The sequence below is a fragment of the Acetobacter thailandicus genome, from assembly GCF_011516655.1.
GTDB classification, from domain to species: domain Bacteria; phylum Pseudomonadota; class Alphaproteobacteria; order Acetobacterales; family Acetobacteraceae; genus Acetobacter; species Acetobacter thailandicus.
In genome coordinates this window covers 190,926-214,940 of the sequence record NZ_WOSV01000001.1, presented here as the reverse complement: position 1 = coordinate 214,940, position 24,015 = coordinate 190,926, and the positions used below count along the sequence as shown (strand labels likewise).

Sequence of the window (24,015 nt, the reverse complement as noted above, 5' to 3'; positions counted from 1 at the left end):
GCAGTTGAGCAGGTTATGACGCATAAAACACATATTCTGGTTGTGGAAGATGATCCGGCGCTGTCTCGCCTCGTATCATACAATCTTGATAAGCAGGGTTATGAGGTGCACGTTGTAGCAGACGGTCAGGCAGCACTTGATTATATTGCTGCACGTTTGCCTGATCTGGTTTTACTTGACTGGATGTTACCTGGTGTTTCAGGGATTGAAGTGTGCCGCCGTGTACGCGGTCAGGCTAAAACCCGATCCTTACCAATTATTATGCTGAGCGCACGCGGTGAGGACACAGATAGTGTTTGTGGTCTTGATACGGGTGCTGATGACTATCTTATTAAGCCTTTTGGTATGGAGGCCCTGCTGGCGCGTGTTAAGGCCCTGCTGCGTCGTTTGCCACCGCCAGACAAAACGCTGCGCTTTGAAAATATGGTCATTGACCGGGTCGAGCATAAGGCTGAGCGTAACGGGCGTAAACTGTCTCTCGGACCAACGGAATATCGTCTCCTTGAGTTCCTGATGATGCATCCCGGGCAGGTGTTCTCGCGTGAGGAACTGCTGGAGCACGCGTGGGAACGCAGCTCCTGTGTAGAGCTTCGTACAGTTGATGTGCACATCCGGCGTCTGCGGCGGATTCTCAATGATGATGAGAGTGAACAGGACCTGATCAGAACGGTAAGAGCCCGGGGCTATTCCCTTGATCTTCCGTTTGCCTGAGAATGTGCTTCTGACAAAAGGGTGACAGATGCTTTCTGCTGCTTTGCTGTACGCTGCGGGAGGTGTTGTCACCGGGAGCAGTATCACTGGTATCGTAACGGCCCTTATGTTGCGCTCCCGTCATCGGGCCGGTGCGAAATCTGACCGCTTTTTGCGGCCAATGTCGCAGTCAAGGTTGCTGGCTGTTATTGAGCCGATTGCGGCTGCCCTGCCGGTGGCGATGGTCGTTCTCGATTCTGAACGTCGTATAGTGCATACATCGCCCTATGCTGAGGCAGAGTTCTCAGGCGGGCTGAATGCGATAGAGCGTCATCCTGCTTTCCAGAGCAGCCTCGACAGACTGAAGGAAAAAGACGCTGCCAGAAATGCGGCGCCGGAAGAGGCTCTGATTGTTCAGGACGTACCTGTGCGACGTGTTGTCAGAGCGTTGTTTCAGCGGCATGTTTTTTCGCCTTATTTTCTCGCCGTTGATCAGAACCGAAAAAAGCGCTTTGCACGCGATATTGCTCTGACTTTTGTTGTTTTGCACGACGTAACAAAAATGGAAATGGCAGAGCGTCAGCATGCGGACTTTGTGGCTTATGCCAGTCATGAGCTTCGTACACCGCTTGCTGCATTGCTTGGGTTTATAGAGACCCTTCAGGGGCCTGCTGCGGGCGATCCTGATGCGCAGAAAGAGTTTTTGTCCATTATGGCAGAGCAGGGGCAGCGCATGCAGCGTCTGCTCGATGGGTTGCTTTATCTTTCAAAGGTGCAGATGCTTGAGCATCAGCGTCCTCGGGGGCAGATTGTCCTGGAGGAGTTGTGTCGTAAGCTCGAGCGTGAGGCTTCGGTGCTGTGTCGCCGGCAAAAAACAAAACTGCATGTTGTAGTGTCTGACCTGTCAGTACAGTCTGTTGCCGGTGATACTGATCAGATGGTGCAGGTGCTGATGAACCTGGTTGAAAATGCGCTGAAATATGCCACACAGGATTCTGATTTGCCGCGGGACCATAAACCTGAAATTACAGTGACCTGCAGGGATGCAGAGCCTGGTAAAGGGTGGCCGGGACATTCCGGTGTGGAAATCAGGGTGTCAGATAATGGTCCGGGTATAGCTGCCCGCCATCTCCCGCGTCTGACAGAGAGGTTTTATCGTGTGCCCAGGACATCTGCCGTCGTGCAGGGGAGTGGTCTCGGGCTTGCGATCGTGCAGCATATTATAGCCCGTCATGGCGGGCGCTTCAGGATCGAGAGTGTTGTTGGTCAGGGCACGGATTGCCTGATCTGGTTACCTGCTCATGTGTCATGAAACAGTCATGCAACTTAAGAGCAGATTATGATAGTCTTTGCAGCAGCAGGCTAAAATAAAGAGTGTTATGGCTCTGGTTAAAAGCTGATACTCAGAAGGTAGTAGATAGATGCGTTTTTCATTACGGTCATGTTTTGCAGTGATGGCAGCAGCCGGTCTTGCCGGTAGTTTATGCTCTGGTACGGCGCTGGCCGAGAGCATTACCGGTGCGGGCTCAAGCTTTGCTGCTCCTATCTATCAGGCATGGGGTGATGCCGCTGCCAGCGCAACAGGACTGAGTGTTAATTATCAGAGCGTTGGCTCAAGTGCCGGGCAAAATCAGGTTATGGCTGGTACGGTTGATTTTGGCGCATCTGATGCTCCGCTTGCTCCGGCCAAAATTGCTTCAGCACATTTGTTTCAGTTTCCTACCGTAATGGGTGGCATTGTTCCTGTTATCAATGTGCCTGGCGTTAAAACAGCGACCCTTAAGCTGAGTGGACCGGTGCTTGCCGGTATTTATGCCGGTGAGATTACGGACTGGAATGATCCGAAAATTGCAGCTTTGAATCCAGGTCTGAAGCTGCCTGACATGGCTATTGCTCCCATTCACCGTGCTGATGGTTCAGGAACAACGTTTGTTTTTACGTCTTACCTCGCACGGTCATCTGCCAGCTGGAAAGAAAATCAGGGGGCAGCGACGTCAATCTCATGGCCTGGTGGTCTGGGCGCACGCGGTAATGACGGGGTTGCGGCTACGGTGCATAACACAGAAGGCGCAATCGGGTATGTTGAGTTTGCTTACGCCAGCAGAAATAACCTGACGACCGTATTGCTGCGTAATCATGCCGGTGAAAATGTAGAAGCCAGCCAGAAGAGCTTTGCTCAGGCAGCCTCTTCAGCAGACTGGCAGCATGCTGATCATTTCGCGGTTGATCTGCTTGACACTCCCGGACAAGGTGCCTGGCCGATTGTTTCTGCAACGTATGTTCTGGTGCCGCTTGCTCCGGCTGATGCAGCACGTAGTAAAGCTGTGAAGAAATTTTTCACCTGGGGTTTTGAAAAAGGCGATAGCCTTGCTACCGGGCTGGACTATGTAACTTTGCCACCGGCTGTAAAAACATCTATTTTGTCTTCATGGAAGTAAGTTAAACTTAAGATTGCATGAGACTGTGTGGCTCGCCTGCAAAGGCGAGCCATTTTTATATTAAAGTTACCAAAATTATATATAAATAAAATAAATTTCATTTATAATCGAAAGAAGAGGTGATTTTGTAATTATAATGGTGTTTGATGCGCCGCACAGTATTTTCTTCAGGCTTTTTTTTGTTCTCATGTCTGGCAACAGGTAATGCGTCAGCGGCTCTGGCTGCATCTTCTGATGCTGCTGAGATACAGGAGTTAAGACGTGAGATGGTTGCTATGCGACGTGAGCTGATGGGGCAGATCTCATCGCTCAAAGTGCGCCTGGCAAAAAGTGAAGCCCGGACTAATCGTAATAATCAGAAAAAAATAGCGGCACCTGCTGCTCTGCTCCCGGCTACTGAGTTGTCTGAGCAAAAAGTGCGTCATGTCGTGTCTGGCCCATCTGACCCTGCAATAAAATTTTCTGATAGTGCCTCACAGTATAATATTCTGCGTTTATCTGAAATTGGTACACCGCCTTCTGACCGTGGTGTTGTTGAGTCGTGGAAGCATTTTCACTGGGCTACACAGAAAGATGAAAACGTACGCGTGGGAGGCATGATTATAGGTTTTCCTCGTGGGCGGTTTACTATTGCTTCTGCTGATGCCGCTTATGCTTTTTCAGTGGGGCTTGCCCTGCATGAAGATATTGGTGGTTTTTTTGGTATGTCTCCGCGCCCTGGTGAAACGAAGGGAAATTTTCCTGGACTGACACAAAATTTACGTCGTCTCAGGCTGCCGGTTTCTTTTCGATATAAAAACTGGATAGCGAATGTCACTCCCGACTGGGGGTCAAGCAGTTCAGACGGAAAAGTTAGTTTATATGAAGCAAATATCAATTATACAGGTTTTTCTCATACTTATGTAACAGTTGGCTATTTTCAGCCACGCGTCACATTTTATGATTCACAAAGTTCCAACAATTTTCAGATGCTTGAGCGGCCGGGCATTACTAATATTGTGCGTAACATAGCTGCAGGAGATTCCCGCTTTAGTGCGGGAGCTTTGCATTATGAAAAACGCTGGTGGATAGCAGGATATTTTACGGGTCAGAGTTATGGAACCAGAGGGAACGATTCTACAGTTTCTGACAGCCAGACTGGTGCAACCCTGCGTGTAGCCGGCCGTCCTTATATCTCAAAAAATGTCGATATACATGTTGGAATTTCAGCACTGAGTGCATTTAAAACGACACAAAACTCTGCCGGCCGACGTTACTCTCCGGGAGAGGCGACAGAGGCAGGTCTGACAGGTACAAAGCTTATTTCTGCTACGGTTAGTAATACAGGGCCTGTCTGGGCGGCAGGCCCGGAGCTTGGCCTGCGCTGGCGACGACTGATTATGATAGGGGAGTACTATCATATTGGTGTACAGCGCAGCGAGCGTGGTCTGCCTGTCGTTAATTTTGATGGGTACTATGGTGAAGCAACTTATACTATACTGGGTAAGCCGCGTGCTTATGACATCAGGCAGGGAGCTTTTTCTGCTCCTGGTGTTGAGGCAGATTTTGATCCTCAGCATGGTCAGTGGGGCGCGCTTGAGGTGTCAGGGCGATATAGTGTCGCAGATCTTAATGATTTATCGGCTGGTATAAGAGGGGGAAAGCAAACAGTATGGGCTGGTGGTGTGAATTGGTACCCTAATCGTCACTTCAGGGTTATGCTTGATTATAACCATTTTATTGTGACACGAAATCAGCTGCCTTATAATATATCCGGTCGTAATGGGAATTCTGTTGTGACGCGCCTTCAGGCTGCATTTTAAGCTGGTGGGTGAGTAGCCTCAGGCTGTGTAAAGATAAACTGGCTTTCTGGTCGGGCAAGCCCGATGAGTGTCAGGCCAGCCTGTTGTGCCAGGTGTAGTGCACGCACAGTTGGTGCAGAGATGGCAACCAGTGTTGTAAAGCCGGCAATAATGGCTTTTTGTGCCATTTCATATGAGCAGCGGCTTGTAATAAGGCAAAACCCTTCTGAAAAATCAATATTATTTCTTAAACCATCTCCAATCAGCTTATCCAGTGCGTTGTGTCTGCCAATATCTTCGCGTAAGGCAAGGATATCACCATTTACGCTGCATCTGGCGGCACCATGAACCATATGCACAGCTTTGTTTAATATTTGCAGGTGAGGGAGCTCATTAAGTGCTTTAAGCAGAGCAGCCTGCGTTACAGGTGGTTTTTGTGCAACGGAAGGAAGGTTCGAGTGCAGTGTTTCAAGATCCTGCGTGCCGCAAACGCCACAACCGGTGCGTCCTGTCATGTTTCTTTGTGATTGAAGGATTTTTTTAAAATCACTTCCTTTTATAAGCACGTTAACTGTTATGCCATTTTCTGTTGTATCTATGGTTAGCGAGCGAATATGATCCGGCGAGGAAACAAGGCGTTCTGTTTTTAAAAAACCGTAACTATAATCTTCAATATTTTCAGATGTTATCATCATTGTTGCATAAGAAATGCTGTTGATAATAAAAGTGACGGGTGTTTCATCTGCCAGTTTTAAAGATTGCTCTGAAACGCCATGACCTGTAATTTTTTTTGTATCCCATGAAAAAATAAGTGATTTAGAAATCATTTTTTATACTCTGCATAATCTGGCATGCTGTTGCATAATCATCGGGTGTATTGATGTTAAAAAATGGATCATAAGGTGAAGCAGAGAAAGAAATCTCTTTCATGCCGAGGGTATCTGCAAACAGGCGCACGCGGCGTTTATGTTTATTCTCTTTGTCTGAAAGCCAGTTTTGTAAATTTTCAACACAGCTTACGGGCCATGAAGCAACCAGGTGATGCCGCTGGCCATCAGATATAGCCACCGCCGGAGCGGGAGTGAGGTCAGAGGTTAATGTGTCAGGAATAAAGGGTGTATCACCCGGTATTGTCACTAATGTATCAGCGCCTGATTGTCTCGCCCATTTTAGTCCTGCCAGAAGTCCGCTCAGAGGGCCGGTATCTGTTGTATCATCCCGCAGCAAAGGTAACTTCCATGCGGTATATAGCGAGGCCGGGCTGTTAGTGCTGAGTGCTATGGAGCTTGCAGGTAGAGAGCATTGTAACGCCCTGAGAATGACGGAGAGTACTGGTGTGCCCTGTAGGGATAGCAGGGGCTTTTCACACCCGCCCATGCGGGTTCCATGGCCACCTGCCAGAATAACAGCTGCAACAGAAGAGGAGGGGGGCATGGGGTAAAGAGCCTTTCCCGGCCGGAATTACCGGGAGAGACAGAGCAGGTTTTGTACCTGCTCTGTTATACTGACGACTTACTGGCCGAGTACGTTGTGATAGGCAACCATGCATTGTGCATAGGCATTGTTGTACTGGGTCTGAATGCCGCCTTGCTGGTTGTTGGTGTACATGCTTCCACCAAGGCCGCCACCCAGTGCGCCTGCACCAGCACCAATAGCAGCACCTGAGCCGCCGCCAATAGCAGCACCAAGGCCAGCACCCAGTGCGGTTGTGGCAAGGCCACCTAACAGGGCGCGATGGTTCTGGTTTTCAGCCTGCCCGCTTACAGCAGAGTTTGCCTGCGATTTGCAGAAGGACTGCTCCTGAGCAAATTCTGCATAAGACTTATCTTTGCCTGGCAGTACCATCACTGTTGGTCCCATGGGCGTCTGCGCACAGGCGGCCAGCATCAGAACAGGGGCCATGAGGAGAGGGAGTTGTTTCAGCTTCATAGACGACTCTCTGGTTTTGTGACTGCCATCCCTTTGGTATGACAGCTGGTGACTGAACTAATTCTTAGACTATTGCATAAAACCATGCTTATTAGCCATAAGCAAAAAAGAAAACAGTGCAACCTGTTATAAAAAATAACAATTTCTTATATTGTGTTTTTTTTTTGGTATTTTTTTTTAAAATAATCAAAAAAAATAATATAATTATAAATTATGAAGTTTATATTTTTATTTATGGCTTAATATTTATATATTTATTTTAATTTTTATAAATTAAAAGAGGTTATTATTAATTTTATATTTTAAATCGTTTTATTTTGTTATATTTTTTTTATCATTTATGGTTTATATCCTGTGTAATTTTGTTTCGTAACATGCTTCGTATATTAAAAACATGATGCCTGACTGCTTAACAACTCATTTGTCTCACAGGTCATAAGCCTAGGCATTACAGGTTATAAAGGGTATAGTCAGCCGCGAAGCACTTCGTGCATTATCTTATCCAGAGCATTCCTTTGATCCTTTTTTTACTGGGGCTTCTGACCCTTTTTCTTCTTATTGCAGTTAGTATTCTGATTTCTCTGTCTGAGATTTCGTTCGCTGCTGCGCGTGAGGTCAGGCTGCGCTCGCGTGCTGAGGCAGGTGATCATCGGGCTCAGGCTTTTCTTGCTTTGCGCCGCAATAGCGGACAGGTCATGACGGTCCTGCAGATATGTCTTAATGGTGTTGGTATTCTGGGGGGGATTGTCAGCTCAGAAATGCTGTCTCCGCCCTTTGGCGCTTTGCTGACATACTGGGGTGTCGGGCCAGGGCTTGCTGAAAAGCTTGGTTCTGCTGCCAGTTTTATTTTTGTTACTGGTGTTTTTGTTCTGTTTGCTGACCTGCTGCCAAAACGTGTGGCAATGAATGCTCCTGATAAAGTTGCTTTGAGCATAGGCTGGTTTCCTAAATTTGCCCTGCGTGTTCTTTATCCGGTTGTCTGGATTTTTTCTAAAATTTCTGATGCGGTTTTGCGTGCTCTTAAAATTCCGGCAGCTTCTGCTGTTGAACCTGTCACACCTGAAGATTTACGCGCTATTTTAGCCGCTGGTACGGCTTCGGGTGTTCTGCTTGAGCAGGAACATCAGATGATTGAAAATGTGCTGGGTTTGCAGGATCGCTCCGTGACATCAGCAATGACCCCGCGCGATGAGATTGTTTTTCTCGATACGCAGGACACTGCCCGTAGTAACCATGAAAAAGTAAGAGCAAAGCCTTATTCGCGATACCCGCTATGTAATGGCGGGCTTGATAAGGTTGTCGGTTCTATCCGTTCGGAGGATGTTCTGGCCTCAGTTGTTGACCCGACAATCCCTCCGGTTCCGGGGGAGACAATACCGGCTGATCCGATCTTCAGAATGCGCCGTGATGTCCTCTCTGTTCCTGAAACCCTGAATTTGTGGGACACGCTTGCGCAGTTTGATACGCATGGTGTCGGTTTTTCTCTGGTCGTGAATGAATATGGTTTGGTTGTCGGGCTTATCACGTTTAAAGATATTATGGGTGCTTTGATGGACGGTCTGGCGAACCCGTTTGACGAGCAGGCCATCGTGCGTCGTGATGAAACCTCGTGGCTGATTGACGGAGCTGCCCCGATTGGTGATGTCATGCGTGAGCTCCATCTGGCAGATCTGCCCGACAGCACACAGTTTGATACGATAGGCGGGTTTGTTATGCACCGTCTGCGGCGCATGGCACGCAAGACGGACAGAGTGGACCAGGCTGGCTATCGTTTTGAAGTTGTCGATGTTGAAGGGTTTCGTATTAACCAGTTGCTTGTGACACGCCTGAGCGAGAAGGCTGCCCGGGCACTTCCGAAGGGCTGAATTTGTCTGCTTTTTTCTCTCGTATTTCACAGGGCGCTCTGTGTGCTGCCCTTTTTTCTGTTTTATCAGTGTCGTCCGCTGCTGCCAGTGAGCAGAGTGCGCCGCCTTCCGGAGCGGTTCTTAAGCGTGTTGTACTGGTGGCCCGCCATGGTATTCGCAGCCCGACACAAAAAATTGAGACGCTTAACGTAAAAACCGGTCGTTCATGGAGCCCCTGGCCTGTGCCTCCGGGGCAGCTGACGGACCATGGCCGGGCAGACCTGCACCTGATGGGTGATTTTATCAGGCATTATTATGCCCCGTTTTCTGGTTTGGGTGGGGCAGAAAAACAGGTATGCCCGCACACATCATCACTTTTTGTCTGGGCTGATGCGGCGGATACCCGTACGCGTCAAACAGGAGATATTCTTGCACAGAGTATGAGCGGCGGATGTGTTTCCCAGGCACATTCTCTGGCTCCGGGTCAGAAAGATCCGTTGTTTAATGCCCTGGCCAGCGGTCATGCTTATGCTGATCAGCATAATATTTCTGCCATTTTACAGGCAGTTTACCGTCATGATGAGGCTGGTGCTTTACCCCGGGATGTCAGAGAGGCTGAGGAGACGCTGCAAAAGCTCTTTGATCCTGAAGGGTGCGGGCATACGCCAGCTATATGTTTTACAGCTCCTGCACGCCTGACCTGGAAAAAAGGTGCTCCTCACGCTTCTGGTGGTCTGGCACTTTCAGCAACAGTTTCTGAAAATCTGCTGTTAGAATACGCACAGGGTTTGCCTGCAACGGTCAGCCTGCCGGCCTCATCATCTGATGATAGTCAGATTGCTTTGCTCAATATAGTGTTGCCAGCTCATAATTATCAGAGTGAAACTATAAGGCGTATGCCGGCCCTGGCTGCGCGTCGTGGTCAGTTTCTGGTTTCAGCCATTCTTGCTCTGCTCGATAATAAAGTGCCGTCGTCACCTGCTGAGGCAGTTTTCCCGCAGGATGCAAAAGTTGTTGTTTTTGCGGGGCATGATACCACACTTGATATGCTGTCAGCTCTATTTGGCCTTGACTGGTCATTTAAAGATCAGCCTGACCCAACAGCACCAGACACTGTTCTGGGGTTTGAACTCTGGCAGATGCCAGATGGAAAAAATCAGGTTAAATTCGTTATTTTCCATCAGAGCCTGAAGCAGCTGCGTGAAACTTTACCGGTCGCAGACAGGGCAGATCATGGTCAGCCTCAGGTGCTGCAGAGCAGGCTCTGCCAGGCTGAGACCGTTTGTACACCAGAGGTTCTGGCCCGTCATATCGCGCACGCCGGTTAAGAAGCGTCGTATGCTGTGTCGGCAAGCAGCACGGAGGCATCGCTCTGTGCTATGATGAGGAGCTCCTGCTGCTCAGAAATGGCGGCACTGTCACCAGCATCAAGTGTGGTACCTTCAAGTGTGACAGTCCCGCTGACAACGAGCAGAAAGAGCGAGCGCCCTGGTGTGGTCTGGTAGCGGGCCCCCTCACTGGCGCTGAGAGTGGTGTGCAAAAGGCGCCCGCTGCCCAGTAGGGCTGCTGGTGCACCATCTCTGATCGTTTCTTCTTCTTCGGGATCGTCATCGGGAAAACCGGAGGCAATAATACGAAACCCTGTTGTGTCAGGATATCCGCTGGTATTCCGGATTTCCTGCATGGGGATGCCGCCTTTACAGTCAGGCAAAAACCAGAACTGCAGGAGCTGTGCTGCTTCTGCACCAGCCTTCCAGCTCAGGCCGGTGCACCCGGTAGCAGTACACAACACCTGTATATCACCCTTGTTGATTGTCTCAGCGTGAAAGTGCTCGCACTGTGTTGTAACTGAGCCTTGCGTAACCCAGGTTACAATATCAACATTTTTCTCGGGGCCCGCCACATACTGTGCCTGAGCAGGCAGGCTGACCTGGTTTACTACCCGTAACCGGCCATTGTGCATATGTGCCGGGTCGTTATACGCTCCGAATGCGAAGTGACAGTGCAGGTGTGCTTCTCCATCTGTGACCTGACCAAGTGTTTCTGCACGCCTGACTTTTAACATGAGGTATGATCCTTTTTACCTAGCTGTGTGAAGACCGGGTGACAGGAAAAGCATTTTCCCATCCACCGCCAAGGGTACGGTAGAGCCGGGTGACTGAGCGTGAAATTTCGGTGGTGGCTTCAACAAAGCGGGCCTGTGAGGCCAGAAGCTGATTTTGCACCGTCAGCACAGACAGAAAGTCTGAAGAACCAGCTTTATACTGTGCCTGAGCTGTTTCAACGGCAATTTCGTTCTGGGCTACTGCTTCGCGTAGCCTGTCCCGTTCAGACTGCGCTGTGGCAAGGTCAGCCATGGCATTATCCACTTCTTCCCATGCTTTCAGCACGGTGCGGTGCAGCATAATAGCAGCTTCTCTTTGCTGTGCTTTACGTAGTCTGTACTGACCCAGCAGGCGTCCACCCTCAAAAATCGGGAAAGTTGCCGTTGGCCCAAACCCATACTGACGTGAAGCCCATGACCCCAGGCCGCTAAATTGCAGAGCCTGTATATCAAGGCTGCCTGACAGCGTGATGCGGGGGAAGAAGTCAGCGACGGCTACGCCAACGCTGGCGGTAGCAACATGCAGGCGTTCTTCTGCCATACGAATGTCAGGGCGTCTTTCTGCCAGCTGAGAGGGGAGGCCCACAGGCAGGTTTGCAGGAACAGGCGGAATTGGCCCGGCTTTGCCAAGGCGTTCGTTCAGAGTGCCTGGTTCGCGTGCGACCAGAAAGCTTAGTGCGTTGAGCAGATGCACCTGCAGGCGTTCAAGCGGAGCACGCCGGGCTTCAAATCCACGGAGCTGCCCGGTTGAATCTGCGACATCCAGCCTGGTTGCAGCACCCTGTGCAAACCGCATGTTCGTGAGTTTCACGCTGTTGCGGGCAATATTGATATTATGGTCAAGAATAGCCATCTGCGCCTGTACGCCGCGCAGGTCTATGTAATTTTGTGCCGTTTCCGCCATCAGCGAGACGATCACGTCACGCCGCATATCTTCGCTTGCGTGCAGGGCTGCTGTTGCTGCCTCGACCTGTCGGCGTACATGTCCCCACAGATCGACTTCCCACGAGGCATTCATACCATATTGCGGCAGATTGAATGAGGGGTTGCCAACGCTGCCGGGCAGTGCTGCGGGGCCAAAGCCCTGGGCTCCGCTGGCGATGTCACCAGGAGTGGATTGCTCCATTTTTCCCAGCAGACCAAGAATACCATTGCTACTGGCGCGCTCACGGGCATAAGACGCATTTGCACCGAGATGGGGCATTTGTGCCGCACTCGCAATTTTGCGTTCAGCTTCACTCTGCTGCAGTCGCAGAGACGCAACCTGCAGGTCAAGGTTAGCGCTGGCAACCTCCTGCTCCAGTGCTGTCAGGGTAGGGTCGTTAAACTCTTTCCACCATTGCGGGTCAGCAGATGCTGTGACGGGATGGCTGTTTTGCGGAGTAACACTCTGGTGCCATGCGTTCGTCGTTTTAATAGCTGTTTTGTGATAGTCAGGGCCAACTGTGCAGGCGCTTAAAGCTGCCAGACAGACAGAGGCCAGGGCATAACGCAGTGGCAGACGCACACTGCGCTGTGCATGAGAAAAATCAGTGCCAGACATAGCGAGCATCACCGGCATGAGGACCTGAAGGGGTGGAAGCAGTATCAATGCTGACTTCGACTGACATACCTACGCGCACTTTGGAGGCGAGGGGCTGGCCATCGTCAAATGTCAGCTTTACCGGAATACGCTGCACAACTTTTGTAAAGTTGCCGGTGGCGTTGTCGGGCTGAATAGGCGCGAAGGCGACGCCGGTTGCCGGGGCAAGGGAGTCAACATGTGCCTTGAGCGGATGGCCAGGGAAGGTATCAACCCATATTGTTGCACTTTGCCCCGTTTGCACGTGAGTAAGCTGTGTTTCCTGAAAATCTGCCAGAACATAGGCTTTATCTGTGGGTACAATGGCAAGAATTGCAGTGCCCGGGTGCACATATGCCCCTACACGTACGCCACGCTCACCCACAATGCCTGAAACAGGAGCCGGGATGGTGCAGTAGGACAGATTCAGCTCAGCCTGATGCGCGTCTCCCTGCGCCTGAAGCAGCTCCCCCTCAGCCTGTGTGCGGCGTGCTTTTAAAACGTCAATCTGGCTGATAGCACTGGTCGTGGCAGCCTGGTCGCGCAGCAGGGTGGCTTCAGCTTCTTTTTCATGGGCTTCAGCAGCCTGTTTTTGCTCAGTTGTACCTGCACCACCTGATGAAAGGGTGCGGTACCGTGTCATATTCTGGCGTGTAAACAGCAAAGTCGCTTCATCAGCCTGAACGGCAGCTTTTGCCTGAGCGATGATAGAATCCTGCTGTGTCAGCTCAGCGTTAAGGTTATCAACAGAACCCTGAGCGGCTTTCAGGCGGCCCTGCGCTGCCTCAAGAGCTGCCCGGTAGTCATCATCTTCAATATGAGCGAGTTCCTGGCCAACTTTAACGGCTTCGTTGTCTTCAGCCAGAACGCGGTCAATACGCCCTGCGACTTTAGGGGCAACGGCCGTAAAATCGGCAGTGATGTAGGCATCATTTGTATACTGGTCAACGCCATTGCCCGTTACCAGGCGGGCACCGCCCCAGGCGGCGGCAGTGAGCACGATTGCCGCACCACCAGCATAAAGCAGAGGTTTTTTATAAAGCATGTGTCTGTTCCGCAAAAGTTAGTGTGCAGGGGCCGTCGCAGCAGGGGCGCTGGGCGGGTAAATGCGGCGCGGCAGGATGAGATTAAGCGCAGCAAAGAACAGGCAGACCCAGATAAGGACATAGTAAATATCTGCCAGTCCGAGCACGAGTGCCTGCTCGTGGATGAAGGTATGAAAAACCTCCAGTGTATTGTGGGTGACATGCCCTGCATCGGGCGATGTATTTGAAAGCTGCTGACCAATCGGGTTGCCCATACCCTGCAAAGCCAGGCCATTATTCCCGTGATGGTCGAGCAGCATGGCAGAGTGATATTGCTCGCGACGACGTGTCATGACTGAGAAAATGGCAAAAGCCACGGCATTAGCCAGCCCTTTAAGCATGTTCACCATACCCGAAATGTAAGGACCATCTGCCGGCCCCAGGGTTAGTGCTGCCAGCATCAGTGTAGCGATGACAGTCATAGGCTGACCAAAGACCTGCAGGATCTGGATAATGTAGAAATTGTCACGCACCCAGTCAGGTGTCAGCCAGGTACCCAGCCATGATGCTGCGGCTAAGCACAGCATGCCGCCTGCCAGAATATAGCGGCAGTCTACTTTGCGACTGTTGCAGATGGCGGCAATCAGAGGCAGCATAATCAGCTGTGGCAGAGCCACAACCAGAGAAATCGGGGCAGTCTGAATAGGTCTGTAGCCTCTTATTTCTTCAAGGTATGTCGCCGGTATTTCTGAGAGGAGACTACAAATAGCAAGGATACCGATCAGCGACAGCAGAGCAGACTGAATATTGCGGGATTTCCAGTACTGCACCTTAAAGAAAGGGCTGGGGTGATAGGCTTCGTTAATAACGAAAACAATAAAAGCAGCCATACCCCAGAATGTCAGGTTGATAATCAGCGGGGAACGAAACCAGTCAAGCCGATCACCCTGATACAACACTGTGACCAGCGCACAGATGGAAGGCAGGCCGGTTAACACACCAAGCCAGTTGAATTTTTCAAAGCGTTCCAGATGCACAGGGTCACGGGGCAGGCCATAAGCCATCATTGCAACAGCGACGGCAGACATAGGAATAACCTCCCAGTACAGCCAGTGCCAGCCAACATGCTCAAACCAGAATGCCTCAAGAGGCAGACCCAGGTTGGGGCCAAATGTTGCGCTCATGGCATAGCCACCAATGCCGAATACTCTGATCTGAGGTGGCAGGTATTTGAGCATGACCGTCATGAGAATGGGGGGCAGACAACCTGATGCCAGCCCCTGAAAAGCACGCAGCACGCACAGCGAGGTGACATCAGGCATAAACGGGGCCGGGATGCCCAGTAAAGCGGCAATCGCCGTCATGAAAATGGCAAAACGATAAATAGAAAAAGTTGCATAAAACCATGGGGTGAAGGCCATAGAGGCAATATTAAAGGCTTCGTATATAGTGATAAACCATGTGCCCTCGTCGTGGCCTATGTGCATGGCTCCCCTGATATCTGCCAGGCCGATTTGTGTGACGTGTTCGTTAAACCCTACGATATGTACTGCCATCAGTACCCCCAGGCACCCGATAACAGTACGCAGCCCAAAAGGCGGGATGTAGGAGGGCACAGGAGGGGCCGCATGGATAACAGGCGCAGCAGCCTCAGGGGCAGGACTGATATGTGTTGTAGCTGCGTCCATAGTGATTTTCCGGCTTCCGGTGGTCTGAAGAGAGATGGTGGAATAATCACTGGAACTTAAATGAAGAAAACCCTCATTCTGATTATTTCAGGATTCCACTTTCCGGAATGATTATAAATTTCATTTTCGTTAGGTGTAATGATAAGGTGCCGGCATGCGAGGATATGATCTTGATTTGCTGCGCTTCCTTCAGGTTCTGATAGAAGAACAGAGTGTTTCTGTGGCAGCGCAGCGTATGAACGTCAGTGAACCGGCTATGAGCCGTCACCTGGCTAAGTTGCGTGTTGTGTTCGGTGATCCCCTTCTGGTGCCCTGCGGACGCCATCTGATTGCCTCCGCCTTTGCTCTGGGTATTTTAAACCGGGTGCAGGAGGTTGTAAGAGCTGCAGATACACTGGTTGAAACCCGTGTGCTTGATAACCTTCATCTTATGTCGCCTAAATTTGTTATTCGGGCGAATGATGTGGTGATTTCTGTCCTGGCGCTGCCTTTGCTTGAAGCCCTGCGGCGTGACTGCCCGAACTGCGAGCTGGTTTTTGCTCCTGAATTTGATGATGAGGCCGACCTTGCCTTGCGTAAGGATTCTGTAGATCTCTATATCGGAGCTACAGATATGCTCAAATCAGAGATAAGACGTCAGACACTTTTTCATAATATGATGAAGGCGCTTGTGCGTAAGGATCATCCCATTTTTAAGGAAGGCATTACACCTGAAAGCCTGACACATTATGATCATATCAGTGTGTCGCGCAGAGGGCGTGCCCGCGGCCCGATAGATAAAATATTGCAGGAGCAATATGGCTTAATGCGACGCATTGTTCTTGTTGTGCCAAATTACAAAGCGATGGTTGATAGCATCCGTTATACTGATCTGATTGTAACACTACCCGATATGGTTATTAATCATGTCCCGGTAGCAGAAACGGGACTGGCGACTTTTGATTATCCTTTTGCGCTGCCCTATGTTGATGCGTTTCAGGCGTGGCACCCCCGACGGGATAATGACCCCGTGCATAGCTGGCTGAGAGAGACGGTATATAAAGTAGCAAAAAAGATAGATAATATCGGATAATTTTTATAGTGAATTTATAAATTCATGGGGAATGCGGTAAAGGCTGCTTTCCTGGCCGGACTGTATAATATTTCTGAGGTCAAGTTTATCCAGGTTTTTTTCAGATTTATTTTTTTGAAAAATATTGAAAAAATCAATAAGTTGCTCATCGCTGATGCGGTGAGAGTCTCCGTGCCTGAGTCGGATTGCCTGCTGGCTCCATTGCAGAGATCGTGTCAGAGATAATCTCTGCAATGTTCTTTTTTGATCAGCATATTTTAAATGTATCATCCAAAGACAGGTGTCGAGTGTCGCAGGCTGATCGCATGTGTGAAAACCTGGTTGCCAGGATAAAGGTACAGATGACAGTAAGGGCTTACATGACCACGGGCGTATGGCGCCATAAGGGCGCTGGTGCAGGACTGGCTGATGCCACCGGACAGGTGGCATATCCGCCTCCTGTTGTATAATATCAACACCAACGCACTGTACCGTTTTGTAAGGGCAGTTTTGTGCATAATCGCGCAAAGAGAGGTACTGTTGAGGCCGGGCAATCAGAAATTCGTCGCAGTCAGTGAACAGGACAAAGCGATAGTTTTGAAGAAGTTTTTGCTGAAAATTTTCAACGATTTTTGTGCGTTCAATTTCATCCAGTTCATCCCGTTTGAGTGTTATAACACTGCATCCGGGCAGAGGCGGTAAATGATCGCTTCCGTGGTCAAGAATATAGACGTGTCCTGCCCCGACCTGACGGATGTAATGTTGTGCCCACAGGGGCAGCATATCATGCTCATTATAAGCCATTGTAAAAACGGCCAGTGGAGGGTTGCCTGCGGCAGAAGGATTACGGCCCGTCGCCTTTCGAAACCATTTGTGCACCAGAGCTTTGAGATGTTGCAGCATGTTCGGGCCTTTAATGTGTGGGCTGATCTACTCTGTTTTTGCGTGCTACTCTTTGCCCTGGCTGGCCTCATATAAAGGCAGAGCAGGCTAAAAGAGAATAAAGTCAGAGAAACATGAAACAGGCATATTGAAAACTCTCTTTTCTCTCCTCATCTCTGCCTGTGATGCAGAAGGTGAAAGCTTCTGGCCTGCGGGCAGGGGCTTTTGTGCTTGTGATGCATACAGGACGCAAAACGCGGAGATCTATGATTATGACAGATGCAGCCAGCAGCGCAGCAGGAACCGAAACACGGGAATTTAGCGCAGAAGTAGGGCGCCTGCTCGACCTCGTTGTTCACTCACTTTATTCAGAGCGTGAGATTTTTCTGCGCGAACTGGTCGCTAACGCGGCTGATGCCACTGACCGGCGTCGCTTTGAAGCTCTGACAGATGGTGCTCTTTCCCTGCCAGACGGCGCAGGTATTCGCATTAACCCTGAGAAAGAGGCCCGCTCGCTGACTATCAGCGATGATGGCACCGGTATGACCCGCGACGAGCTGGTTGCCAACCTTGGCACTATTGCCCGTTCTGGCACACGCGCTTTTGGTGCCCAGTTGTCTAATGCAAAACCAGAAGATCGCCCAAGTCTGATTGGTCAGTTTGGTGTTGGCTTTTATGCAGCCTTTATGGTGGCAGATAAGGTTGATGTTGTGTCACGCCGTGCCGGCTCTGACGAGGCATGGCGCTGGACCTCAGAAGGTAAGGGCGCATATACGCTCTCTCCTGCTACGCGAGATAAGCCCGGCACAGATATTACGCTCCATATTAAAGAGGATGCGGACGAGTTTCTTGATCCATGGCGGTTGCAGAGCATAATTAAAAAATGGTCTGATCACATTTCATGGCCTGTGACCATTATGCGTGAAGGGAAAGAAGAAGCAGCGAACGAAGGAACCGCGCTGTGGCTGAAGCCACGCAGCGAGATTACTGAGGAACAGCTGAACGATTTTTACCGCCATACAACGCATAATTTCGACACACCGTGGGACACCCTGCACTGGCGTGCTGAAGGTACAATTGAATTTTCAGCATTGTTGTTTGTGCCAGGCAGCCGCCCCTTTGAATTTGCAGAACAGACCCGCGAAAGCCGCGTGAAACTGCATGTGCGCCGTATGTTTATTACGGATGAAGCAGAGATTCTTCCGCCCTGGCTGCGCTTCGTGCAGGGTGTGGTTGACACAGAAGACCTGCCTCTCAATGTCTCACGTGAGATGCTGCAGGCAACACCTGTTCTGGTCCGTATTCGTAAAGCAGTCACAGGCAAAGTTATGTCTGAGCTGAAAACCCGCGCGAAAGACAGCGAGTCTTATGCCTCTTTCTGGGAGAACTTCGGTCCGGTTCTGAAAGAAGGCATGTGGGATGACCCGGTGCATCGTAATGAAGTTGCAGCACTGTGTCGTTTCCGTTCCAGTGCTGTTGAGGGGCTGACCTCGTTTGATGACTATATCAGTCGCATGAAGCCTGAGCAGGAAGCAATTTATTATCTGACAGGTGATAGTGCAGCCTCTCTTGAGACCTCACCTCAGATCGAGGGTTTCAAGGCGCGTGGTATTGAGGTTCTGCTGCTTTCTGATGCTGTAGATTCATTCTGGCCTGATCGTTTGTCCTCTTATGAAGGAAAAACGCTGCGTAATGTGGCGCAGGGGCAGAGTGACCTTGAGAAGTTTGGTGCATCAGCTGAGAGTGATGCTGAGAAAGCTGAAATGGAAGCCCTTATTCCGGCTCTCAAGGCATCTCTGGGTGAAGCGGTTTCAGATGTCAGAGCGACGAACCGTCTGGTTGACAGCGCGATGGTGCTGACAGCCCCTGAAGGAGGACCTGACCTGCAGCTGCAAAAACTGATGCAGCGCAGCAATCAGAGTATGCCCGGCGTGACACCGATTCTTGAGCTGAATCCAGCACATCCTGTAGTGCATCATCTGGCAGATATGGCTAAGGCGGGTCAGTCGGTTGATGAGCTGGCACTGATCTTGCTTGATGTTGCAAGCATCCAGAACGGTGAACCTCCTAAAGACGTGAATGCTTTTTCTCGTCGTCTGGTGGGTTATCTTGCTAAAAAAGCAGTCTAAGTTTTTTAATTGTCAGGAAAAATGTTGTAAAAATGCCCGGTCTGTTGTGGCCGGGCATTTTTCGTTACGTCTCAGACTCGAATGGTGACGAAAAAGATGATAGGCACACAGCCCTTCTTTGTGGCGGGTAGCAATATATTTTGAGCTGCCGCTTCTTTTTATGTCATCAGAGCTCTGTTTATGTCCTCAGAACCGATACCGCCCATCAGTAGTGCTATGCCTCCTGTTGAGGCCCCTCATGGCAGATTAGTGGCTATGCTGATTTTGACGGCAGGCACTTTTGTTGTCGGCACAGGTGAGTTTGCCATTATGGGCATGCTGCCGGAATTTGCCGAATCCCTCAGACTTTCTGCATCATCAGCCGGGTATGCAATCACGGCTTATGCAATAGGGGTTGTCATTGGTGCTCCGCTGATCACCATTCTTGGCGCGCGCCTGTCGCGCAGGGAACTGCTGCTTTTGCTGTTCTTGCTGTTTGCGTTTGGTAACATTCTGTGCGTGTCTCTTTCATCGCCTTCGGCTGTCATGGCTGCACGTTTTGTTACCGGTCTGCCTCATGGTGCTATTTTTGGTATTTCGGCTCTGGTTGCCGCTTCTATGGCAGAGCGTAAAAAGCGCGGTCAGGCCGTAGGGCAGGTATTGTCAGGTATTGCGATTTCAACGCTTATTGGGGCTCCGCTGGCAACATTTACGGCTAATCATGCCAGCTGGCGGGTTTCATATCTGGTAATAGGCCTGCTGGGTTTATGTATATTTGCCGGCGTGTGGTTTTGTATTCCTGCTGACTGGCCAAACCGGAAAAATTCTCCACTGCGTGAAATTGCCGTGATGCGTAATGTGCAGGTTATGCTGACCCTGCTGACAGCGGCGATCGGGTTTGGAGGCATGTTTGGTATTTACACCTATCTGACAACGGTTCTGGTTGAGGTGACACACGTGCCAGAGTGGGAAGTGATGGGCTTTATGGTCGCCTGGGGTGTTGCTATGCTGAGCGGCACAAATTTTGGGGCATGGCTGGCTGACCGCAGTATTAATTTTGCAGCTTTATTGTCTCTTTCCGGTAGTGCCGTGGCTATGGTGATGTTTCCGTTTGTGTTGCATAACCAGTTTGCTTTGCTGGTGGATATGCTGGCCATTGCGGTGTTTGTGAACGGGCTGGGACCTGCTTTGCAGACCCGTCTGATGGATTTTGCAGGAGATGCCCAGACACTGGCCGCATCGCTTAACCACTCCGCTTTTAACATCGCGAATGCACTTGGTGCCTCAATGGGCAGTTTCCTGCTGGCCAGGCACTTTGGTTATGGTGCGCTGGGGCAGGGAGGGGCGTTACTCTCTCTCGGTGGTATAGCAGTCTTTCTCTTTGCGCTGCTGCTGCTTAAAAGAAGCGGTCAGTCAGAGGTGCGCACAGATATATAATTTGTGTGTCAGCCCTGTTCTTTTTTTACAGCCTGCCAGTGCTCATCCAGTTCCTCAACCGGCCTGTCCTGCATAGACAGCCCCCGGGCTGAGAGCCTGGCTTCAACGGCTTCAAAACGACGGGTGAACTTATCGCAGGCCTGGCGCAGGCAGGCTTCAGGGTCGAGCTTCAGGCGGCGGGCCAGGCTGGCCAGAGAGAACAGCACATCTCCCAGCTCATCCTGCATACGATCTTTGTCACCGGCTGCCATTTCAACCGAAAATTCATCCATTTCTTCATGAACCTTGGCGACAACACCTCCGACATCCGGCCAGTCAAACCCGACGCGTGCGGCCCGCCCTGCAATTTTTGAGGCGCGCAGTAAAGCAGGCAGAGCCGGCGGCACACCTGCCAGCGCACCGGATGACACGCCCTGCTTCTGTCGTTCCAGCTCTTTGAGACTCTCCCATTGAGCAGGCAGGTCAGTGTCAGCTCTGTGTTTTGTATCGGTTTCCTCAAAAGCTTCCTTTCCCAGTACATCACGACTGAAGGAGACATGAGGGTGGCGTCTGATCATTTTCTCAGTGACAGAGCGGGCTACTGTGGCCAGCGAGAACAGACCAGCTTCTTCTGCCAGGCGGGACTGATAGACCACCTGAAGCAAAAGGTCTCCCAGTTCATCAGCAAAGGCAGGCCAGTCCTGCCGTTCAACGGCATCGAGTACCTCATAGGCTTCTTCAATAGCATAGGGGGCAATGGTCAGGGGGGTTTGTTCCAGGTCCCATGGGCAGCCGCCCTGCGGGTCACGCAGTCGTGCCATTAACGCTGCCAGACGTGTTATTTCCTGTGCAGCAGTCTGCTCCGCTTCGCTGGCAGAGGCAGGTAAGTGTTCTGACGCCATAAAGAGTGCCTTTCCTCTCATGATACTTTGTGCAAGCTCCCGAGGGCTGTAGCCCTTTGCATTGTGCAGATGGCTCTTATTTCCGTTGCCCTCTTCATCTGCGGAGCGTCACACCCTATAATGCCAGGAAGATGCATGACGAATAGTCTGCCGACAAGACAACGATCCTGATGCTGAGCAGAGTATGAGGGTTTTTTTTCGACACACCTCACAGAGACATACGGCATGACGCAGAATCCGGTTATTTTTATTGATGGTGAAGCTGGCACAACAGGCCTTGAGATCAGACAGCGCCTTGTGGACCTGCCTGTGCAGCTGCACACGATAGACCCGGCACATCGTAAAGATCCGGCAGCCCGCAAGGAGGCGATGCTGGCGGCAGAGCTGGTTGTGTTGTGTCTGCCTGATGCAGCCTCACGCGAAGCTGCGGAGATGATGGCAGAGGAGGGTGCAGGTGCACCACGTCTGCTTGATGCCAGTTCTGCTTTTCGTACAGCGTCTGACTGGGTTTATGGTCTGCCTGAACTGACGCCAGGTCAGACACAGAAAATTGCCTCGGCACAGCGTGTCTCAAATCCCGGCTGTTACCCAACCGGAGCGATTGCTCTGCTGCGCCCGCTGATTGATGCTGGTGTGCTGGATGCTCATTATCCTGTCAGTATTAATGCTGTCAGCGGGTATTCAGGCGGTGGCCGGGCCATGATTGAGGCGCATGAGCAGGAGGGCGGCCCGGCTTTTGAACTGTATGGTCTGGGGCTTGAGCATAAGCATGTGCCAGAAATTCACCTTCATGCAGGGCTGAAGCGCCGCCCTGTGTTTGTACCGTCAGTTGGGCATTTTCCACGTGGCATGATTGTGTCAGTGCCGCTGCATCTTGATGACCTTAAAGGCCATGTGACAACTGAAGATCTGCACTCAGCTCTGATGGCTCATTATGCCGGACAGGATAAAATTAAGGTTTTGCCGGCTGAGGGCTCTTTGTCGGCTTCCGCACTGGCGGGCAATGACGGCATGGAGCTGCGTGTGCATGGCAGCACGCATAGCCGGCAGGCTGTGCTGACGGCACGTCTGGATAATCTTGGTAAAGGTGCATCGGGTGCTGCTTTGCAGAATATTGCTTTGATGCTTGGCCTGTAATCGTTTCGAAGGAGAGTGAAGATGACAACACGCGTAGCCCTGGTGACTGGTGGTAGTCGTGGTATTGGCGCAGCCATTGTCGGGCAGCTGGCCAGAGATGGGTATGATGTCGCTTTTTCATATGCCCGCAATGAAAAAGCTGCGCTGGAGACAGTTGAACAGCTGAAATCTACGGGCCGTAAAATTGTTCCTGTCCAGGCTGATGGTGGCTCAGTAGCCGGCAATAAGCACGTTATTGCTGAGACAGTGAAAATCTTTGGTCGTCTTGATGTGCTGGTGTGTAATGCCGGTATTTATCCTTATGGCCCGATTGATGAAATGAGCGTTGAGCAGATTGAGCAGGTGCTTAACCTGAATGTGCGCAGTGTGATGGTTGAAACATCAGAAGCTGTGAAGCACATGACAAAAGGCAGTCGCCTTATTTACATTGGCTCTGCTTTTGGTGCGCGTGCGCCTTTCCCTGGTGTTTCACTTTATGCGGCGACAAAAGCTGCGCTGCGTGGTTTTGCACAGGGTGTTGCCCGTGACCTCGGGCCACGCGGTATTACAGCTAATGTGGTTGAGCCGGGCCCGATTGACACAGATCTGAACCCAGCTACAGGTGAGTCTGCCAGGCTGATTAGCAGTTTTACAGCAACCGGCAGCTATGGCACGGTGCAGGACATTGCTGACATGGTGTCTTACCTGGCCAGCCCTAAAGCCGGTTATATTACGGGTGCAGCCCTGCCAGTGGATGGTGGTTTAGAAGCCTGAGCATATTTGTCAGGGGTGGTCACGCGCCGCCCCTGTTTATTGAGTGTGGTATGTGCTGAGTTTTTGCTTCATTAAGTTTAAAAATATAAAAACACACTCCTGTGTGCAGCTTCATAATGATCAAAGTGGTAATGATGTATATGCGCCCATAATATACGTTTCGCGGGTCATAGAAGAATAACCAGATGAGATTTAATAGCCCGCCTTCTGATATTCTTTATAATTACTTCGTAATCTAATGTGAGAAAATATTAATTTTCAAGTCCCGATAAAAAAGGCTCTATTCCTGGTTTTTGTTTGCAGGCTGTAAAGTCGGTTTGATACTAAGAAACTGAATACGTGATAGCCTCGACAATAACATGGCACTAGCCATTCAGGTTTTGGATTTACCCTTATAGTAGTTACTATGATTTACTACTCAAGGTTCTATAAATGCCCGGCCTTAATCTCTGTGTAAAGACGCATAATTTTAAAGCGGAAGGGTTCTTTCTTATTAAGTCTTAAGAGTTGAGGAAGCCGCGGAGCGGGGAAGTATCGGGCTGAAAGAGGGCTCGTGCTGTTGTGTTGGACGAATGCCTCAAGACGATGGATATGTTTGCTGAGAGAGGATGATATTTTCGCGGATGGAATAAAGAAATTACGAACGGCAGACAACACGGCAGACAACACTGAGATACAAAACTGAAAGTCGCCGGGAAGGCGGAAT

The 24,015-nt window shown here is 50.5% G+C and carries 20 protein-coding genes; 11 read left to right on the top strand and 9 right to left on the bottom strand.

Features of this window, described 5'->3' with window-relative positions; all coding sequences use genetic code 11:
* Positions 1-15: 15 nt before the first annotated feature.
* The 4 genes from phoB to GOB58_RS01010 all read left to right on the top strand — a co-directional run bounded on the left by phoB (position 16) and on the right by GOB58_RS01010 (position 4,930).
* Positions 16-711: a phosphate regulon transcriptional regulator PhoB gene (phoB, locus tag GOB58_RS01025; protein ID WP_086554262.1), complete on the top strand. Its 696-nt coding sequence runs from the start codon at positions 16-18 to the stop codon at positions 709-711.
* A gap of 28 nt (positions 712-739) precedes the next feature.
* Positions 740-2,002: a sensor histidine kinase gene (locus GOB58_RS01020; RefSeq protein ID WP_173559088.1), complete on the top strand. Its 1,263-nt coding sequence runs from the start codon at positions 740-742 to the stop codon at positions 2,000-2,002.
* A 109-nt stretch (positions 2,003-2,111) separates the two neighbouring features.
* Positions 2,112-3,128 carry a phosphate ABC transporter substrate-binding protein PstS gene (pstS, locus tag GOB58_RS01015; RefSeq protein ID WP_086554260.1) on the top strand — a complete coding sequence of 339 codons (1,017 nt, stop codon included), beginning with the start codon at positions 2,112-2,114 and terminating at the stop codon, positions 3,126-3,128.
* A 146-nt stretch (positions 3,129-3,274) separates the two neighbouring features.
* On the top strand, positions 3,275-4,930 hold the full coding sequence (locus tag GOB58_RS01010) for an OprO/OprP family phosphate-selective porin (protein ID WP_173559087.1): 1,656 nt from the start codon (positions 3,275-3,277) through the stop codon (positions 4,928-4,930).
* Here GOB58_RS01010 and fdhD read toward each other — a convergent pair.
* The 3 genes from fdhD to GOB58_RS00995 all read right to left on the bottom strand — a co-directional run bounded on the left by fdhD (position 4,927) and on the right by GOB58_RS00995 (position 6,838).
* A complete protein-coding gene (gene fdhD, locus GOB58_RS01005; RefSeq protein WP_173559086.1) occupies positions 4,927-5,736 on the bottom strand; it encodes a formate dehydrogenase accessory sulfurtransferase FdhD in 810 nt (269 codons plus the stop codon). The genes GOB58_RS01010 and fdhD overlap by 4 nt on opposite strands.
* Positions 5,726-6,343, bottom strand: a complete 618-nt coding sequence (gene mobA / locus GOB58_RS01000) for a molybdenum cofactor guanylyltransferase (protein WP_173559085.1) — start codon at positions 6,341-6,343, stop codon at positions 5,726-5,728. The genes fdhD and mobA overlap by 11 nt, the downstream gene beginning before the upstream one ends.
* A 78-nt stretch (positions 6,344-6,421) precedes the next feature.
* Positions 6,422-6,838 carry a glycine zipper family protein gene (locus GOB58_RS00995; protein ID WP_086554256.1) on the bottom strand — a complete coding sequence of 139 codons (417 nt, stop codon included), beginning with the start codon at positions 6,836-6,838 and terminating at the stop codon, positions 6,422-6,424.
* A gap of 515 nt (positions 6,839-7,353) precedes the next feature.
* Between GOB58_RS00995 and GOB58_RS00990 the strand changes: the two genes are divergently transcribed.
* Positions 7,354-8,703 (top strand): hemolysin family protein, encoded by a 1,350-nt coding sequence (locus tag GOB58_RS00990; protein WP_086554319.1) that lies wholly within the window; start codon positions 7,354-7,356, stop codon positions 8,701-8,703.
* 2 nt (positions 8,704-8,705) lie between these two features.
* Complete coding sequence (locus GOB58_RS00985) at positions 8,706-10,010, top strand: histidine-type phosphatase (RefSeq protein ID WP_173559084.1); 1,305 nt, start codon at positions 8,706-8,708, stop codon at positions 10,008-10,010.
* On the opposite strand, the gene GOB58_RS00980 is transcribed toward GOB58_RS00985, so the two are convergent.
* The 4 genes from GOB58_RS00980 to GOB58_RS00965 are packed head-to-tail and all read right to left on the bottom strand — an operon-like array spanning position 10,007 to position 15,060.
* The gene (locus GOB58_RS00980; RefSeq protein WP_173559083.1) at positions 10,007-10,747 is read right to left on the bottom strand and encodes a pirin family protein; all 741 of its coding nucleotides are present in this window, start codon (positions 10,745-10,747) and stop codon (positions 10,007-10,009) included. The genes GOB58_RS00985 and GOB58_RS00980 overlap by 4 nt on opposite strands.
* A 19-nt stretch (positions 10,748-10,766) precedes the next feature.
* Positions 10,767-12,329 carry an efflux transporter outer membrane subunit gene (locus tag GOB58_RS00975; RefSeq protein WP_086554318.1) on the bottom strand — a complete coding sequence of 521 codons (1,563 nt, stop codon included), beginning with the start codon at positions 12,327-12,329 and terminating at the stop codon, positions 10,767-10,769.
* Positions 12,316-13,392 carry an HlyD family secretion protein gene (locus GOB58_RS00970; RefSeq protein ID WP_086554253.1) on the bottom strand — a complete coding sequence of 359 codons (1,077 nt, stop codon included), beginning with the start codon at positions 13,390-13,392 and terminating at the stop codon, positions 12,316-12,318. Before GOB58_RS00970 ends, GOB58_RS00975 begins: the two co-directional genes overlap by 14 nt.
* Before the next feature lie 18 nt (positions 13,393-13,410).
* A complete protein-coding gene (locus GOB58_RS00965; RefSeq protein ID WP_173559082.1) occupies positions 13,411-15,060 on the bottom strand; it encodes an MFS transporter in 1,650 nt (549 codons plus the stop codon).
* 154 nt (positions 15,061-15,214) lie between these two features.
* Between GOB58_RS00965 and GOB58_RS00960 the strand changes: the two genes are divergently transcribed.
* Complete coding sequence (locus GOB58_RS00960; RefSeq protein WP_086554251.1) at positions 15,215-16,132, top strand: LysR family transcriptional regulator; 918 nt, start codon at positions 15,215-15,217, stop codon at positions 16,130-16,132.
* Between the two features lie 3 nt (positions 16,133-16,135).
* Here GOB58_RS00960 and GOB58_RS00955 read toward each other — a convergent pair whose 3' ends face one another.
* Positions 16,136-17,014 carry a glycosyltransferase family 2 protein gene (locus GOB58_RS00955; protein WP_173559081.1) on the bottom strand — a complete coding sequence of 293 codons (879 nt, stop codon included), beginning with the start codon at positions 17,012-17,014 and terminating at the stop codon, positions 16,136-16,138.
* A gap of 251 nt (positions 17,015-17,265) precedes the next feature.
* On the opposite strand from GOB58_RS00955, the gene htpG reads away from it, so the two are divergent.
* The gene (gene htpG, locus GOB58_RS00950) at positions 17,266-19,122 is read left to right on the top strand and encodes a molecular chaperone HtpG (protein ID WP_173559080.1); all 1,857 of its coding nucleotides are present in this window, start codon (positions 17,266-17,268) and stop codon (positions 19,120-19,122) included.
* A gap of 180 nt (positions 19,123-19,302) precedes the next feature.
* Positions 19,303-20,538: an MFS transporter gene (locus GOB58_RS00945; RefSeq protein ID WP_086554249.1), complete on the top strand. Its 1,236-nt coding sequence runs from the start codon at positions 19,303-19,305 to the stop codon at positions 20,536-20,538.
* An 8-nt stretch (positions 20,539-20,546) separates the two neighbouring features.
* Here GOB58_RS00945 and mazG read toward each other — a convergent pair whose 3' ends face one another.
* Positions 20,547-21,419, bottom strand: coding sequence for a nucleoside triphosphate pyrophosphohydrolase (gene mazG / locus GOB58_RS00940; protein ID WP_233133322.1), 873 nt, complete (start codon positions 21,417-21,419; stop codon positions 20,547-20,549).
* A 225-nt stretch (positions 21,420-21,644) separates the two neighbouring features.
* On the opposite strand from mazG, the gene argC reads away from it, so the two are divergent.
* Both argC and GOB58_RS00930 read left to right on the top strand, forming a co-directional pair.
* Positions 21,645-22,556 carry an N-acetyl-gamma-glutamyl-phosphate reductase gene (gene argC, locus GOB58_RS00935; protein WP_086554246.1) on the top strand — a complete coding sequence of 304 codons (912 nt, stop codon included), beginning with the start codon at positions 21,645-21,647 and terminating at the stop codon, positions 22,554-22,556.
* A gap of 21 nt (positions 22,557-22,577) precedes the next feature.
* Positions 22,578-23,309 carry an SDR family NAD(P)-dependent oxidoreductase gene (locus tag GOB58_RS00930; protein WP_086635771.1) on the top strand — a complete coding sequence of 244 codons (732 nt, stop codon included), beginning with the start codon at positions 22,578-22,580 and terminating at the stop codon, positions 23,307-23,309.
* The last annotated feature ends 706 nt before the right edge of the window (positions 23,310-24,015 follow it).